The organism is Lottiidibacillus patelloidae (assembly GCF_002262935.1).
Classification (GTDB): Bacteria; Bacillota; Bacilli; order Bacillales; family SA5d-4; genus Lottiidibacillus; species Lottiidibacillus patelloidae.
The window spans coordinates 1-15,503 of the sequence record NZ_NPIA01000007.1; the positions used below are offsets into that span (position 1 = coordinate 1).

The window sequence follows — 15,503 nt, forward strand, 5'->3', positions numbered from 1 at the left end:
CTCGACTTGCATGTATTAGGCACGCCGCCAGCGTTCGTCCTGAGCCAGGATCAAACTCTCCATAATAGTTTGTTTGATTGCTCATTTTCCATCTTTTTTTGAAAGGTGTATGGAACCTTTTATCTAGAGTGTTAACTCTAGGAATTACGATTGACTCGCTTGGCGTTTCGTTTAGTTTTCAAAGAACAAATTTGACGATTGCTTTAAAAGCAACTCAGTTAATATAGCACATAAGTTCATTCTTCGTCAACAACAATCTTTAATGTTTTTTTAAAGAATTATTGTTGAGTGCGATATAAATAATAATTTACCACCGATACACATATATGGTCAACTGGAAATGATAGGTAATGAACGCTGTGAATTTTAGTCATTTAATGTTTTATGTTCACGTAAAATATCTTAATGAATTAATATAGGTGGTGTTATAAATGAAAGAAGTAAACATCCCATCTTATTTATATTTACCCCTCAAAATAAGTACAAACTCAAATATTTTATTTCATTATACGAATATCGATGCAATCTTTAGTATTTTCAAACAAGAGAAACTTTGGTTTTCAAAAAGCGATTTTCTGAATGACCCATCAGAAATACATTATATTCAAGATGTATTGAATGAAGTGTGTGATCAATTACAATTAAGTATGGGCGCAAAAGAATTCAAGCGGGAAATTTCAAAATTATTCTCGAGGGAACATCCACTTCCAAAGGATGTGTATATATTATCTTTAACAGACAATAGTGATTCCTTAACGTTATGGTCCAATTACTCTGAATTTGTAGGGTACAATATCGGGTTAAACATTTCTTCTTTAATTTCATCATTGGAAAACCAACATATTTCGTACAATCACGGAAAAGTAGTCTATGATAGGAAAAATCAAAAAAGGATTATTGAGCAAGAACTTAAAATATTCTATAACTATTGGTCGATGATAGACTCTAATCAAAAACTTGAACAACTTCAATTATTAAATGCGTTATTTAATAGGATGTTCATTTACTCCATCTTTTTTAAAAAATCTCCTTTTTATCAGGAAGAAGAATATAGAGTCGCACTTCTGTTTGATAATGTAGCGACTAATAACAATTCAAATAACCACCATAAATTCCCCGTCTGTTTTAGAACATTTAACGAAGTGTTAATTCCATATATTGAAGTACCAATATTAAATAATGAAGGATTTTTACCTATTGAAAGCATCACTATTGGACCAAAAAATACAATAGACATTGCTACTGAAGGACTTAAATACTTTTTAAAAGTCAAAAAATACGACTTTGTAGATGTACAAAAATCAAACATACCATTAAGATATTAATTAGTACTAGAAGGTAAAAAATAAACTGAAATTTACTTAAACGAGGAGGCAAAGAGATGAAAAAAATCATCTTAACAGGTGGCGGTTCTGCAGGACACGTGACTCCTAACTTAGCGCTCATCTCCAAACTTAACGAAGAGAAAAAATGGGAAATTCATTACATCGGCTCTAAAAATGGTATTGAACGAGAATTAATTAACGAAACCAAAATTCCTTACCACCCCATCTCAAGTGGTAAATTACGACGATATATCGACCTCGAAAATATTAAAGATCCTTTTAAAGTGTTAGCAGGTGTTGCCCAGTCTTATCGACTTATTCGAAAATTAAAACCTCAAGTTGTTTTTTCTAAAGGTGGATTTGTTTCTGTCCCTGTTGTAATAGGGGCTTGGTTAAACAAAGTTCCTGTCTACATACATGAATCAGACTTAACGCCTGGTTTAGCTAACAAAATTGCAATGAAATTTTCGACGAAGGTTTTTACTACATTTGATGAAACAATAGCTTATTTACCAAAAGAAAAAGCCGTGCACACCGGCTCTCCTATTAGAGAAGCAATTTTGAAGGGCAACTTAAAAAGCGGTCTCTCCTTCTTGGACTTCGATAACAGTAAGCCCATCATAACAATTATGGGAGGTAGCTTAGGTTCACTGAAAATTAATGAAATAGTTCGAGCTGCATTACCTGAATTACTAAAACATTATCAAATCGTTCATCTATGCGGAAAAGGAAAAGTTGATGAAGGATTGAATAATACAGTTGGTTATCGACAATACGAGTATCTCGGAGATGAATTGCCAGACATATTAGCTGCTACAAATTATGTAATATCTCGCGCTGGATCTAATTCAATTTTTGAATTTTTAACATTAAAAAAGCCAATGTTACTCATCCCTCTGTCGCGAAATGCTAGCCGTGGTGATCAAATTTTAAATGCAGAATCTTTTAAAAAGAAAGGCTTTGCATCTGTAATTGAAGAAGAAGATTTAACAACTGAAACATTAATTAAAGAAATGAAAAACTTACATGACCAAAAAGTCACCTATATCGATCAAATGTATAAATATGCTCCATCAAATGCAATTGAAACGATTGCAAATTATTTAAATGAGAAAAATTAAATTGGAGTGCCTTATTAATAGGTACTCCAGTTTTTCTATCAGTTCCACTTAAATAAATAGCTAGCTGCAGCAAAAGAAACGATTAGCCATCCAAATAAGAAAAGGACCTCTAAACCTAGTGCTGATAATGAGCTGCCAACATTCATAACTTCTCTCATAGCTGTACTTAAATGCGAAATGGGTATTGCTTTAATAATAGGTTGAATAAATTCTGGCATATCATTAATTGGGAAAAATACCCCTCCTAAAAACATCATCGGAAAAGAGAGAAATCCTGCAATTGGCCCAGCACTTTCAGCAGTCTTAGAAATAGCAGCAATGATAAACCCAATTGACATAAAAGTTAACGTTCCTAATATCACAAAGAAAATTAACGTAAACCATGAACCTTTTACAGAAACATCAAAAACTAAATTCGCAATAAGTAAAACGATTAATGCTTGTGTTGCATTCAAAATAAGTCTAGCCGTTATTTGCGCACTAATAAAAGTTGATGCTTTTAATGGCGTACCTTGCATCCTTCTTAGTATTCCTCTTTCTCTCCATGATGCGATCTGGCCTGCCACCCCGTTCATATTATTGCTTAGAATCATTAAAGCAACAATTCCTGGTACTAAAAAGTCAATATAACGAAGCTCAATAGCTTTAATACCTATTGTATCCGTAGTGATAACAGGCTTATAGTCTACTTGTTGCTTACTAATTGAATCAATAATTCCACTTATTACAGCTAAACCAATTTGTGATACAGACATCTCAGTTTCATCATAAAAAACTACCAATTTAAACGGCTGTTTATCCTCTTCATTATGTAATAAATGTTCCTCATAGCCTTTTGGGATAACAATAACTATTTGTTGATTCCCATCCTCCAATTCAGCTACTGCCTTGCTTTCATTTTTTTCAGTTGTAATCGTTAAAGTCTCTTGCTTTTCTAAAATGTCTACTAATTGCTTAGACTCTAAAGATTTATCTTCGTCTACAATTGCTATATCTAGACTTACCCCATTTCCATCAGAAAAGATCGAGCCAAAAATCAGCATTAAAAAGATAGGAAATAACAATGTCCAAATAAGAACTTGTTTATTTCTCATGAATATTCGAAGTTGAGCTAATGTTAGCTGTTTATATCCCTTCATTCTTCACGAAGCCTCCTCCCTGTTAATGAAATAAACACATCTTCCAAAGTTGCCGCACGAATATGTAAGTCCTGAAAAATGATTGATTTTTCTTTACATATAAATAACAAGTGAGACAACGTTTCTTGGAGATTACTTGAATAGATATAGATGTAATTTGATTTTTTTGTTACTTTCGTTACATTTGGTAGTTCATTCCAATTTAATTCACCTTCTATTACTCGAAACTCAATCGCATTATCAGAGTGTAATAGTTTTACTAATTTTTCAGGCGTATCAAGCGCAATAATTTCTCCTTGATCGATAATGGCAATTCTATCGCACAACACATGCGCTTCATCCATGTAATGTGTAGTTAAAACGATGGTTTTACCATCTTCTTTAAGCTTTAAAATAATATCCCAAAGTACTCTTCTTGCTTGGGGATCCAACCCAGTTGTAGGTTCATCCAAAAAAACCACGTCAGGATCGTGTACTAGTGCTAGCGCAATGGCTAATCGCTGTTTTTGCCCACCAGAAAGATTTTTAACCCTATCTGATTTCTTTTCTAATAACATCATTGATTCTATTAAATGCTCAATATCAACTTGCTTTTTATAAAAACTCCCGTACATTTCTATTAATTCTTCAACTGTTAATAATTCAAATAAGGAAGTAGCTTGTAGTTGGACACCCATTACTTCTTTCATTTTCCCAACATCTGTTACTACATCATAGCCACCTAATGTCGCACTTCCTTCATCTGGCTTCCTTAAGCCTACTAACATTTCTATTGTAGTCGTTTTTCCAGCACCATTTGGTCCTAACAATCCAAAGATTTCACCTTTATTAACAGTAAAATTAACGCCATTAACAGCGGTCAATTTTCCATACTTCTTTATTAACCCTTTTACTTGTATCAACTTACCCTCTCCTTCTCTATTTGAAATTCATCTTATTGTTCTCTATATTCTAGGTTTTTACTAAATACCCTTTTTCGCTATCAATCTACAAAAATATACAATATTAACTTGTAATAATTCTGTAATATAGATATTTTATATATAGGGGGAATTAAAATGAATATACTAAAAAAACTATCACTTGCTGCAATTTCTTTTGTAATTTATGTTTCTGTACCGACTTTACTTTTATTAAGTGTTTTCCAAAGTGTTATTTTCGAGGATAAGGTGATTTCCAATTCGATGGAAAAAACCGGGTTATATGAACGCACAACCGAAGGGTTAGTAAGTGATTTAACTGTAACTCGTGAAAATTTCATTAATGAAGAATCAGAAGCATATAAACGTGCTCCTGAAAAAGTTAATGCTAAAGTTGACCAATATGTATCAACAATTAATGGGATTATTGAAGAAACAGTAACTACTGAATGGATGAAACAAAAGTTTTTAGGGCTTGAAGAAGAAATTCTTTTAGCTATAAAGGGCGAAGAAAATATTAATCTAACAATTAATATCGCTAATTTAAAAGAAGATATATTAGTGAAATTTGACGCTTCATTTACTGAAGAAGAGAAGAATGAAGAATTTCACCAAGAAGTAAGAGCAAGTTTATCTAAAACTCCTACAACTATTGATGTCAAAGAAGCTGGTTTAAATACTAGTGGAATTGAAATGCTTCAAACATATTATAAGGAATATAACCAAAATAATTTAATGGTAAGTGGTGCACTCATCTTATTATTTATAATTGGATCTTTCATTGCCTTTAAACTAGGAGAAACATTCCGCTGGACAGGTACTACAATTACTTCAACAGGTTTAAGCATTATTTTCTATTATTTAGGATTAAAGTACTTCCTTACAATTTTAAGTAAAATTAACATCGCTATCCCAAGTGCTGGTGGCTTATCTTCGCAGCAAATCGAGAATGTAATGTCTTATATTACAACTTCATTAGCTGACAAATTATTACCATACGGAATTGCCGTAATTGTAATTGGGTTAGTAATTCTTGTTATCAGTTTTGTCCCTAAATTTAAAAAGCAACCAATTTCAGAGAAACAAGCAGCATAGTTCAACTAGATATTTTAATTACAACATTAAATCATTTACTACAGTAAAATACATAGAGGTGACCAGAAGACACATTAGTCATCTGGCCACCTCTTTTTTTGCAAGTAAAATGCCAACCTTCTATGCGTTATTTCTTCTTCAATTTAAAAGCCCACATATTGCCATCTTTCCAGTAACTCTTACCTTTTGTGAATTTAGCAGATGAGCGTTTTCTTGAACAACGGCGTTTAATTTTTGTACGTGATGTGCATTTGCTCAATTTTCGAGATTTGCACTTGCTTGTTCTTTTCTTCGAGCGCTTACTTGACTTTCGCCATGTGCACTTACTTGATGTGCGCTTTGAGCGCTTACTAGATTTTCGTGATGTGCACTTGCTTAATCTGCGCTTCGAGCGCTTACATGTTTTTCGCGTTGTTCGTTTCTTTGATCTTCTTTTCAAATGTTTGCAAGATTTACGTTTTGAATGTTTTTTAGATTTTTTAGATGAACGTTTACTTAGCTTACGCCATGTGCACTTACTTGAAGTTCGTTTTGTGCACTTGCTTGAAGTTCGTTTTGTGCACTTACTTGAAGTTCGTTTTGTACACTTACTTGAAGTTCGTTTTGTACACTTACTTGAAGTTCGTTTTGTACACTTACTTGAAGTTCGTTTTGTACACTTGCTTGATGTGCGCTTACAACTTGAAGATGAAAGTCGATATTTTCGCGTCGAACAACGAATACCAGTTACAAAACGTTTCTTTTTGCAACTAGTAGTGTAGTGGCGTTTTGATTTGCACTTACGAGATGTTTTCTTCGACGTTCGCTTACTAGTATTCTTACATGGCTCTTGGTACATATAATATCCATCACCACGAGAAGAAACCCGTTTTGCTGCCTTTTTAATCTCTTGTTCACTGTAGTTATACATGAAGTCCCTCCTTATTATCATTTTTAGAACAGGAATGATTCGCTTCATTTATTAGACAGACTTTTCCTAGTACACTAGTAATTTTTCATTCCTAGTCTTATTAATAACGTACGGTAACCAAGCGTGTTTTGCTTTAGTCAATCGCATATTTTTAAGAAAATGGACGTTTCCATCATGTGTCAAGGTTGTCATGCTTTTCATACGATTTAATAAACATTAAACACATTTGAAAGGTGTAGCACTCATGACAAATCATAATTTACCTATATATAAAGTGTTCATCCACCCGAAAGATCTTTCTGATTTAAGAAAAGAAATATGGAGTGATGAACCAGTACCTGCATATTTAACTCCCAATCAAAGTAAGAAAAAGTACGATATTGACATTGTTTATCGAGGGTCACATATTAGAGAATTTGTAAAAAAGTCATACCATATTAAGTTTTACAAACCGGAATTCTTTCATGGTCTAAAGGAATTTCACTTAAATGCAGAATATAAAGACCCTTCGATGATCAGAAATAAATTATCATTCGATTTCTTTTCAAGCATTGGTGTATTAGCACCAACGTCTAGACATATCCTTCTCGTCATTAACGGGAAAACTGAAGGCGTTTATCTTCAATTGGAGTCCGTCGATGAGCAATTCCTGACTAAACGGAACATTCAAAATGGAGCAATTTTTTATGCTATAGACGGAGATGCTAACTTCTCTTTAATTAGCGACTATGATAAAGGTCCTAAGAAAACGTTGGATCAAGGCTATGAGATGAAATGTGGTAACGAAGAGGACTTATTAGCACTACAGGAATTAATCTTCAAAATAAATACATTAACAAAAGATGAATTCAATCAAGAAATTGGAAGTTGCGTCAACATTGAAAAGTATTTACGTTGGTTGACTGGAATCACTTGCACGCAAAATTATGATGGATTTGTTCATAATTATTCGTTATATAGAAACCACAATACAGGATTATTCGAGATAATGCCTTGGGATTACGATGCTACTTGGGGTAGAGATGTTAATGGAAAGGTAATGGATTACGATTATTTAAGAATTCAAGGATTTAATACACTTACTGCCCGAATATTAGATAACCCCATTTACCGGAAATTATATTGTAATATTCTTGAAGAAGTGTTAGACAAAAACTTTACTATTGAAAAAATGCAACCGAAAGTAGAGCGTCTTCATTCATTAATTCAACCAGCTATTATTGAAGATCCTTACAAGAAAAAAGATATAACGACTTTTAACAATGAAGTAGAATTCATCCTTACCTTTGTAAGGGATCGTAATAGTTATATAAAATCACAAATGCACAGACTAACTAACTAATTATCTAATTATTTCACCTAAAATTTAGGTATACGTTTAGTTTGTAGAAAATAGGCGCATGAAAAGGATCAATGTACCCTCAATAAACGTATAAATGCATTATATATGACCCAAAAGTTATTGAGGAGGCTATAAAATGAACAATACAGATAATATTGGACTTAAAAAGTCCCCTTTCGATGATTTTATAGATTCATTAAAAGGTAAAGTTGTAAAAATAAATAGAGGAGGTCCTGAGTCAAAAGAAGGTATATTATTAGATTATCAAGATGATTACATTGCATTATTACCAAGTGCGGAAGATGATAATAACTATGAATATGAAAAAAACGATGGTCAAAGTAAAGATGAGCAAGAGCCAGTAATTTATTATCAAATTAAACATATTAAAAGTATTATTGAAGATTCTAAAACAAACTCAATTCAAACTTTAGATAAAGAAGACTTAGAGGTTGACTTTGTTCAGGCAAGTAATTTAATAGGTATTGTATCTGAGTATAAAGATAAATATATTCAAATAAACCAAGGTGGTCCTGAATCAAAAAAGGGCTTAGTCTTAGAAGTATCCAACGACTATATAGTTCTTTTCACAGAAGATGATGGCGTTGTATACTTTAATACACAACATGTCAAAAGCATTTGTGAAAGTAAAGATATAGATAATAAAGAAGAAACGAAAACACTGCAATTCCTTAATGGTGACACCTTCCACAAATTGTTTAGTGAATTACAACATAAGTGGGTTTCCATTAATCGTGGTGGACCAGAAGCTGTAGAAGGTGTTTTAGTAGAAGTCACAAACGGTCATTTTACTCTTGTTAGTAATGAAGAAGTATTACGAATACACCCATTCCATATAAAGAGTCTTAGCAGTGGCCCTAAAGGATCATTAAAAAAAAACAAAACTAATGGCGAAGTGGTAGAATTACTAGAAAAAAGTGAGAAACAAGAACAATTAGTGAATGAAAAACAATTAGTAAAAGAAGAACTATTAGTAAAAGAAGAACTATTAGTAAAAGAAGAACTATTAGTAAAAGAAGAACTATTAGTAAAAGAAGAACTATTAGTAAAAGAAGAAACATCTCATGATGAAGATAAAGAAAATGAAACTTATCCATACAAGGATGAAATAAAAGAAGAAATTAATAAAGATAAAGATGAAAATAATAATGAAAATTTAGAAGACTATAAGTTTGATAAATCATATAGATTATGCAAAAAATCTAAGGATCCAAAGTCAAAAAACGAAAAGTGTTCAAGTAGAATTTCGAGAGAAGATGTTGTGAAGACCATTGATTATAAATGGAGTCCAAGAAATAGATGAGGTTAGTACAACAGTGCATTGATATCATTTCAATGCACTTATCACTCATGTAAAGCTGGGTACAACGGAATGGAAAAAGTGTTTTTCTCTTCATTCATGAACGCATTAATGCAACACGGTATGGATACAATTTTGCAGTCATAATTCCTTTTTTTATTGCCGGGTCATTCTCCATTATTAGTTGAGCTTCATCATCACTTTCCGCTTCAAAAATAACAATACCAAAACCTTCTTCACCAATAGACAATGTTCGGCCAGCTAATATTACAATTTTTTCTTCAGTCAATATTTGCAACCGTTTAAAATGTTCTGTAACAATATTAGAATCTTTTTTGGTCCAATTTGCTTCTTCTTGTAAACGAGGTATTACCTTTAGCTGATAAATATATTGATTTCTCTCTCTCATTTCTCTTCATCTCCCTTAAATACCTATCTTATATTCTTCTATTATTATCGTGCAAAGAAGTTAAGTTTGCCAGTTATATGTAAAAGTGGTACTATTTTTAATTAATCTAGTCAATTATACAAAATCTATGATGCTCAATTAGAATGAATTAAGAGCTTCCATTGTCTCAGAAACGTAATCAATAAAAGATACATATGAGAGAGTATTTAATGCTTATTTTCCATATAGGGAGGGAAAAAATTGAAATTCAAACAATATAACACGATTAATAATTTTTGGACAAGGTATGGTGAATTAATAAAAAAGTATGAACTAGAAAATACGTTAATGGCAGGCAACTGTATTAATATGTTAAAAGAAGAACAAGAGGATGCCTTTTATGCTTCAATTGATGATAATAAAGGAAATACTTTGTTAGCTTTAATGGTTCCTCCTTATCCAATTGTCTTATTTGCAACAGGAGAAGTTGATGAAAAAGCGTTTGACTTGTTAAGCGATTCTCTTATGACGCTCAATATCTCATTTACTTCTGTTGTTGCACCTAATCATTTGGCAGAACAATTTGTACATAAGTTACAAGAAAAAGAGTTTTATCAAGTGAAAGAGCTAACAAAAATGCAATTTTTCCGATTAGAGAAAGTTACCAACATAAAAAGAAGTAAAGGCAAATTAAGATTAGCTGAAAGAAAAGACTTATCATTTCTAAAAACTTGGGTACCCGATGCAGTAATTGAGATGCTAGGAGACGAAATTGACGGAGAGAAAAAGGCGCTTTCTATGATTGAAGAAGAGCGATTATTTTTATGGATCGATGAAAATGACATTCCTGTTTCTATGGTGGCAAAAACGAGACCAACATTCTCTGACATAACGCTAGCAATGGTTTATACTCCAAAAGTGTATCGGAAACAGGGTTACGCTTCTGCTTCAGTAGCGGCATTAAGTCAAATGCTTTTAGATGAAGGATACCGATATTGCACTCTCTTTACAGATTTGGCTAATCCTACTTCCAATAAAATTTATAAAGAAATTGGTTATGAAGCTATATTAGATTACTACGAATATGATGTTGAAAATATAGTAACCAAGTAAAAAAGAGACATGATGGTGGGTTCACCATCGTGTCTCTTTTACTTTTGTGGCATTTTTGTTGGAGTAGGATTTTTGTATCCTTTTTCCGTATAATACGTGTCAATTGTTGTTCTAATTTCATAGAGAGATTTACCTTCATTAAACATAGCAACAGAAGTTTTAGCAATTTCTAAACAAGTCATACACTTTGCACCGTGGTTATCCCAAACGATACTTCCATCTTCACGGATTTCTGAATAAAAACATGCTGAACTATCTTTATGCCCTGCAGAAATAGAACATCCACAATAACATGGCATATACCTTAATATTTCTGGATGTTTCGCTGCAGATAAATAGATTTCTTTTATACTATCATCTTTTTCGGCTAACATTGTAGGTAATGTCTCAATAGAGCTCGTCTCTTCTCTTAAGTCTCCTCCTACATGCCAATGTTTAGGTTCATCTTGAGTAGTCGATTCTGTCGTGTTACAAGCTGAAATCAATACGATCATGCAAAGGAATATAATAAAGTTAAGTAATTTAAACATAAGTATCACCCTAACTAGTATTTTAATATCTCTACTATACTAAATTTGGGCGAAGATTGATATTGTTTAATGTTGGAGATTGTTACAAAAATGTGTCCCGAAAAGCCCATATTGTACACTTTTTAAATGAAAGGAAAAGAAGTCATTTCTATAAAATGTTAAAGACGTTCAAAGAAAAAACAGCCATTCTCATTCAAGAATAGCTGTTTTTTTTGTTATTTTGATACGACCACATTACTATCAGAACTTTCATATTTGTTATTTCTATATAAAGCAATAAAAATGACGTACACTGTAGAAATCGTTCCAAAGATCAATACCATTACTTTAAATCCAATTGTATCTAAAAAAAGTCCTGTTAAAAGCATCAATACTTGGAATAAAATATTTTCTAGCATCCCCTTCATCGAGAAGAATCTTCCATGGTATTCACTCTCAATTTCAGTTTGGAAAATTGTTGTAACAACTGGGAATAGAGCACCTGCCGCAATCCCAAACATTGCAAAGGAGATGATTGATGTAACTCTCATATCCGCAAAGTATAAAGATAATTGTGAGATTGATATGACAAATGATAAGAAGATTAATGGTTTTAATGTCTTTGAGTTATTAAAGAAGCGCTTCGCTAAAAACGTACCAATAAAAACACAAGTTCCTTCAACTGTATAAATAATTCCTTTTATACTAGAATCAGCTTGAAGTTCGCTTATTTCGATCATCATTAGGTTAAACCCAGATAAAAACAAAAATGCAGGAATAATGAGCAATATCCCGCTTATTACTTTTGGTTTTCCAGTAATTATAGGTCCTAGTTTTTTTATAGATGTAAGTAAACTTTCCTTCACTTTTTGTTTATTTTCTTCTGTGAAAACTTCTTCCACTTTTAAAAATAAAGTCGTTGCAAATGTAAGGATAAAGGCAATCATCATAACAAAGTACAACATGTTTAATGTCATCATTTCTAATAAAAGGGCACCCAATGCCGTTCCTACTATTCTCGCACCTGTAAATATATTAATATTTACACCGTTTGCTGCAATTAACTCTTCTTTATTCACTACCATCGGGATTAATGTTTGGATTGTCGGGTTAATAAATGCTCCTGATATTCCCATTAAAAAGGTATATACAAGCATCCACCAAATTGAATTATATTCTATGGCAAGAAACATAAAGATAACTGCTGAAATTCGAACAGCCCAGCTAACTAATAATACATTCTTCTTAGGTTTACTATCTATGATTCGCCCCGCCCAAGGAGCTAAAAATACTCCAACAATAAAACCAGCTAAAATGATTAGCGCTTGAATAAATGACGATTCTATATTTTGTTGCAAAAATTCTAGGTTCCCAATAATTCCGACCCACATACCTGTAGCGGAAATTGCCACCCCAAGCATTAATATTATAAAGTTATTATTCTTCCACATAAGCTTTCCCCTCTTCTTTACCCTAAATCATTATACATTGGATAGCTTATCTATTAGAAGAGAAAAGTTTCGAAATCTGAAATAATTATTATAGACCTTGAAAACTTTCTAATAGTCACTTTCTCTCGGTTACTTTATCTGTTACAGAAGCTTTTGACCTCCCTAAAAACTCTTTGTTGGGAAATGTATAACAAATAAACACTGTTAAAACTGTCATTTTGCCATCATATTTCCCAATACACAATCCAGTCCTCCCCATGTTAAGATTAGTCTGAAAATTCAGTCCAATCAATGAAAGGGGTTTTAAAATGAAAAGGATTTTCGTAAGTTTATTAGCAATGACTTTAGTATTTAGTACTTCCGCAGTGTTTGCAGCAGATATGGGTGTTGCCTATATCAAATATAATGAAGCAACAGATACTCCAATACTAAAAGGAAAAAAGTTATTAAACTGGAAGGCTGGAAAAGATACACCGTCTTTTATTTATGGAGATCTTTCAACTAAGACTTATTCAGATGTATTTTCAGTAAAAGAATTTATTAAAGAAAACACAAAAACTTTTAAATTAAACCCTGCCAAAGATTTGACATTAATGGAAACTACGACAGATGAAGTCGGAATGACACATTATCGCTTTATTCAATCAGTAAAAGGCGTACCCATTGAAGGTGCAGAGTTTTTCGTTCATACAGATAAAGATGGTTATGTGAAAGCTGTAAATGGGAATCTTGTGACTAGTGCAAAACAATTTAAAATGCCTAAACAAAAGGTTTCTGAAGCAAAAGCGATTCAAAATGCTTGGAGCCATATTAATTTATCAAAAGAAGATACAATCGTGGAATCACATGGACCTAGCGTACATGGTAATCATGTTGAAAATACTGCAGAAAAATCCAAGTTAGTCGTATATGAACATGAAGGTAAGTTTTACTTAACACACAAAGTCCAACTTCAATTCATTGAGCCGTACGGTGCGAACTGGCAAGTTTTTGTAGATGCTACTAACGGAGAAATTGTAGATAGTTTTAATGCGGTAACACATGGAGCGACATCAGGATATGGCTACGGAGTTCTTGGCGATTACAAAACGCTAAATACTTATTACTATAATGGCTGGTACTATTTATATGATGTTACTAAGCCAATGAATGGCGTAATTGAAACACGCGATGCAAATAACGGCACCACTCAAGGTGGTTACTCTGTTGATAGTAATAATGCGTTTACTTCATCCGGTCAAGCAGCTGATGTTGACGCACATAAATATGCTGGAATTGTTTACGATTACTACTACAATACACATAACAGAAATAGTTTTGATAACGCAGGATCTACAATAATTTCAACTGTTCACTACAGTACAAATTACAACAATGCATTTTGGAATGGAAACCAAATGGTTTATGGTGATGGGGACGGTACAACGTTCATAGCTTTATCAGGTGCATTGGACGTAGTGGCTCATGAATTAACACATGCAGTGACAGAAAGAACTGCTGGATTAATCTATCAAGATCAGTCCGGAGCATTAAATGAATCGATGTCTGATGTATTTGGATATTTTGTTGAACCAAATGATTACCTAATGGGTGAAGATGTTTATACACCAGGTATATCTGGAGATGCATTACGTAGTATTTCAGACCCAACGGCTTATGGCCAGCCAGATCATATGAATGATTACTATTACACTTCTTCAGATAACGGTGGCGTGCATACGAACAGTGGAATTCCAAATAAAGCAGCTTACAATACAATTGTAAGCATAGGCAAAACAAAAGCTGAAAAAATTTATTATCGTGCATTAACTGTATATTTAACATCTTCGAGTGACTTTAGTGATGCTCGTGCAGCCCTTCTTTCATCAACAGCTGACCTTTATGGTTATGGAACAGAATATACAGCTGTAGAAAATGCTTGGGATGCTGTAGGTGTTTACTAACTTTTTTTGGTAAATAAGAAAAGCGTCCACTCATTTAAGAGTGGAGCGCTTTTCTTTTATTCTTGGCCAGAATGAACAACATTGCAGGCACTAATCCAGTTCCCATCTCTATCCTGAAATCCAAAACCACCTAATCCTTCAGGACCAACATTTAATGGACCTACTTCTACCCCATTATCAATTAAGAAGTTATAAAAACCTTCGAGATTTGGCGTAAAAAAATCAATTATGCTATGTACAACGCCGTTATTTGTGTTTGTAAATGAAACGCTATTAGTATCAGCTGTTTCTACAAGATACACTGTTGGAACTCCTTTACTTTCATTAAAACTAAGCATTGCAGCTTTCTCAAGCTCAACTAAACACTTCATTCCTAACATATTTCCATACCACTCAATTGAAGATTTAAGGTTAGAAACTGGAATTTCAACCGTTGCAATTCGCTTCACCAAGTCATTTTTCATCATCAATAGGCACCTCACATATATAATTGAGTACAAATGGCTATTATTATTTTCGCCATAACGCTGATAAATCCTTTTATAAATTACAAAATGAGTTGTTTATTAGTCAACCTCACTAATATCCCTTATAATAGGTAGCGTTAACATGTTTCGGGAGGAATTAATAATATGAATATTACAATTACAAAACCAGCATTACAGTGGTTTAAACGTGAGATAGATTTAACTGAAGGAGAAGGTGTACGAATTTTTGCTCGATATGGAGGGTGTGGTGATGTGCAAACAGCTTTTTCATTAGCTGTAACTAAAGCAGAGCCACTTGATGCAGTTGCTCAAACTATTGAAGATGGCATTACATTTTTCATTGAGCAACAAGACTCTTGGTATTTTGATGGGAAAAGTCTAACAATAAAGTACAGTCGAAAGTATGAAGAGATCGAATATGTTGTTGAATAAATAAGG

General features: G+C 32.9%; 16 protein-coding genes and 1 rRNA gene. 9 read left to right on the top strand and 8 right to left on the bottom strand.

Annotated features, from left to right (window positions below; genetic code table 11):
- Positions 1 to 66 (bottom strand): 16S ribosomal RNA (locus tag CIB95_RS12320); the annotation flags it as partial.
- Positions 67 to 431: 365 nt separating this feature from the next.
- Here CIB95_RS12320 and CIB95_RS12325 point away from each other — a divergent pair.
- Positions 432 to 1,325: a DUF2971 domain-containing protein gene (locus tag CIB95_RS12325; RefSeq protein WP_094925622.1), complete on the top strand. Its 894-nt coding sequence runs from the start codon at positions 432 to 434 to the stop codon at positions 1,323 to 1,325.
- Positions 1,326 to 1,381: 56 nt separating this feature from the next.
- Positions 1,382 to 2,446, top strand: coding sequence for an undecaprenyldiphospho-muramoylpentapeptide beta-N-acetylglucosaminyltransferase (locus tag CIB95_RS12330; RefSeq protein ID WP_094925624.1), 1,065 nt, complete (start codon positions 1,382 to 1,384; stop codon positions 2,444 to 2,446).
- 38 nt (positions 2,447 to 2,484) lie between these two features.
- Here the strand turns inward: CIB95_RS12330 and CIB95_RS12335 are convergent, their stop codons facing one another.
- Both CIB95_RS12335 and CIB95_RS12340 read right to left on the bottom strand, forming a co-directional pair.
- On the bottom strand, positions 2,485 to 3,585 hold the full coding sequence (locus tag CIB95_RS12335; protein WP_094925626.1) for an ABC transporter permease: 1,101 nt from the start codon (positions 3,583 to 3,585) through the stop codon (positions 2,485 to 2,487).
- A complete protein-coding gene (locus CIB95_RS12340) occupies positions 3,582 to 4,487 on the bottom strand; it encodes an ABC transporter ATP-binding protein (RefSeq protein WP_233144134.1) in 906 nt (301 codons plus the stop codon). Before CIB95_RS12340 ends, CIB95_RS12335 begins: the two co-directional genes overlap by 4 nt.
- 156 nt (positions 4,488 to 4,643) lie before the next feature.
- Between CIB95_RS12340 and CIB95_RS12345 the strand changes: the two genes are divergently transcribed.
- The 4 genes from CIB95_RS12345 to CIB95_RS12360 all read left to right on the top strand — a co-directional run bounded on the left by CIB95_RS12345 (position 4,644) and on the right by CIB95_RS12360 (position 9,176).
- Positions 4,644 to 5,600, top strand: coding sequence for a hypothetical protein (locus CIB95_RS12345; RefSeq protein WP_094925629.1), 957 nt, complete (start codon positions 4,644 to 4,646; stop codon positions 5,598 to 5,600).
- Between the two features lie 251 nt (positions 5,601 to 5,851).
- A complete protein-coding gene (locus tag CIB95_RS12350) occupies positions 5,852 to 6,361 on the top strand; it encodes a hypothetical protein (protein WP_142296511.1) in 510 nt (169 codons plus the stop codon).
- A gap of 393 nt (positions 6,362 to 6,754) precedes the next feature.
- The gene (locus CIB95_RS12355) at positions 6,755 to 7,852 is read left to right on the top strand and encodes a CotH kinase family protein (protein ID WP_094925631.1); all 1,098 of its coding nucleotides are present in this window, start codon (positions 6,755 to 6,757) and stop codon (positions 7,850 to 7,852) included.
- 136 nt (positions 7,853 to 7,988) lie between these two features.
- Positions 7,989 to 9,176: a hypothetical protein gene (locus CIB95_RS12360; RefSeq protein WP_094925632.1), complete on the top strand. Its 1,188-nt coding sequence runs from the start codon at positions 7,989 to 7,991 to the stop codon at positions 9,174 to 9,176.
- 94 nt (positions 9,177 to 9,270) lie between these two features.
- Here CIB95_RS12360 and CIB95_RS12365 read toward each other — a convergent pair whose 3' ends face one another.
- Positions 9,271 to 9,582 carry a YciI family protein gene (locus CIB95_RS12365; RefSeq protein WP_094925633.1) on the bottom strand — a complete coding sequence of 104 codons (312 nt, stop codon included), beginning with the start codon at positions 9,580 to 9,582 and terminating at the stop codon, positions 9,271 to 9,273.
- A 240-nt stretch (positions 9,583 to 9,822) separates the two neighbouring features.
- Between CIB95_RS12365 and CIB95_RS12370 the strand changes: the two genes are divergently transcribed.
- Positions 9,823 to 10,674 (top strand): GNAT family N-acetyltransferase, encoded by an 852-nt coding sequence (locus CIB95_RS12370; protein ID WP_094925635.1) that lies wholly within the window; start codon positions 9,823 to 9,825, stop codon positions 10,672 to 10,674.
- 38 nt (positions 10,675 to 10,712) lie between these two features.
- Here CIB95_RS12370 and CIB95_RS12375 read toward each other — a convergent pair whose 3' ends face one another.
- The 3 genes from CIB95_RS12375 to CIB95_RS16535 all read right to left on the bottom strand — a co-directional run bounded on the left by CIB95_RS12375 (position 10,713) and on the right by CIB95_RS16535 (position 12,878).
- On the bottom strand, positions 10,713 to 11,204 hold the full coding sequence (locus CIB95_RS12375; RefSeq protein WP_094925637.1) for a PCYCGC motif-containing (lipo)protein: 492 nt from the start codon (positions 11,202 to 11,204) through the stop codon (positions 10,713 to 10,715).
- 215 nt (positions 11,205 to 11,419) lie between these two features.
- The gene (locus tag CIB95_RS12380; RefSeq protein WP_094925639.1) at positions 11,420 to 12,634 is read right to left on the bottom strand and encodes an MFS transporter; all 1,215 of its coding nucleotides are present in this window, start codon (positions 12,632 to 12,634) and stop codon (positions 11,420 to 11,422) included.
- Between the two features lie 115 nt (positions 12,635 to 12,749).
- Positions 12,750 to 12,878, bottom strand: coding sequence for a hypothetical protein (locus tag CIB95_RS16535; RefSeq protein ID WP_269845012.1), 129 nt, complete (start codon positions 12,876 to 12,878; stop codon positions 12,750 to 12,752).
- A 64-nt stretch (positions 12,879 to 12,942) separates the two neighbouring features.
- On the opposite strand from CIB95_RS16535, the gene CIB95_RS12385 reads away from it, so the two are divergent.
- Complete coding sequence (locus CIB95_RS12385) at positions 12,943 to 14,577, top strand: M4 family metallopeptidase (protein WP_094925640.1); 1,635 nt, start codon at positions 12,943 to 12,945, stop codon at positions 14,575 to 14,577.
- Between the two features lie 56 nt (positions 14,578 to 14,633).
- Here the strand turns inward: CIB95_RS12385 and CIB95_RS12390 are convergent, their stop codons facing one another.
- The gene (locus CIB95_RS12390; protein ID WP_233144135.1) at positions 14,634 to 15,044 is read right to left on the bottom strand and encodes a VOC family protein; all 411 of its coding nucleotides are present in this window, start codon (positions 15,042 to 15,044) and stop codon (positions 14,634 to 14,636) included.
- Positions 15,045 to 15,209: 165 nt separating this feature from the next.
- On the opposite strand from CIB95_RS12390, the gene CIB95_RS12395 reads away from it, so the two are divergent.
- The gene (locus CIB95_RS12395; protein ID WP_094925642.1) at positions 15,210 to 15,497 is read left to right on the top strand and encodes a HesB/YadR/YfhF family protein; all 288 of its coding nucleotides are present in this window, start codon (positions 15,210 to 15,212) and stop codon (positions 15,495 to 15,497) included.
- The last annotated feature ends 6 nt before the right edge of the window (positions 15,498 to 15,503 follow it).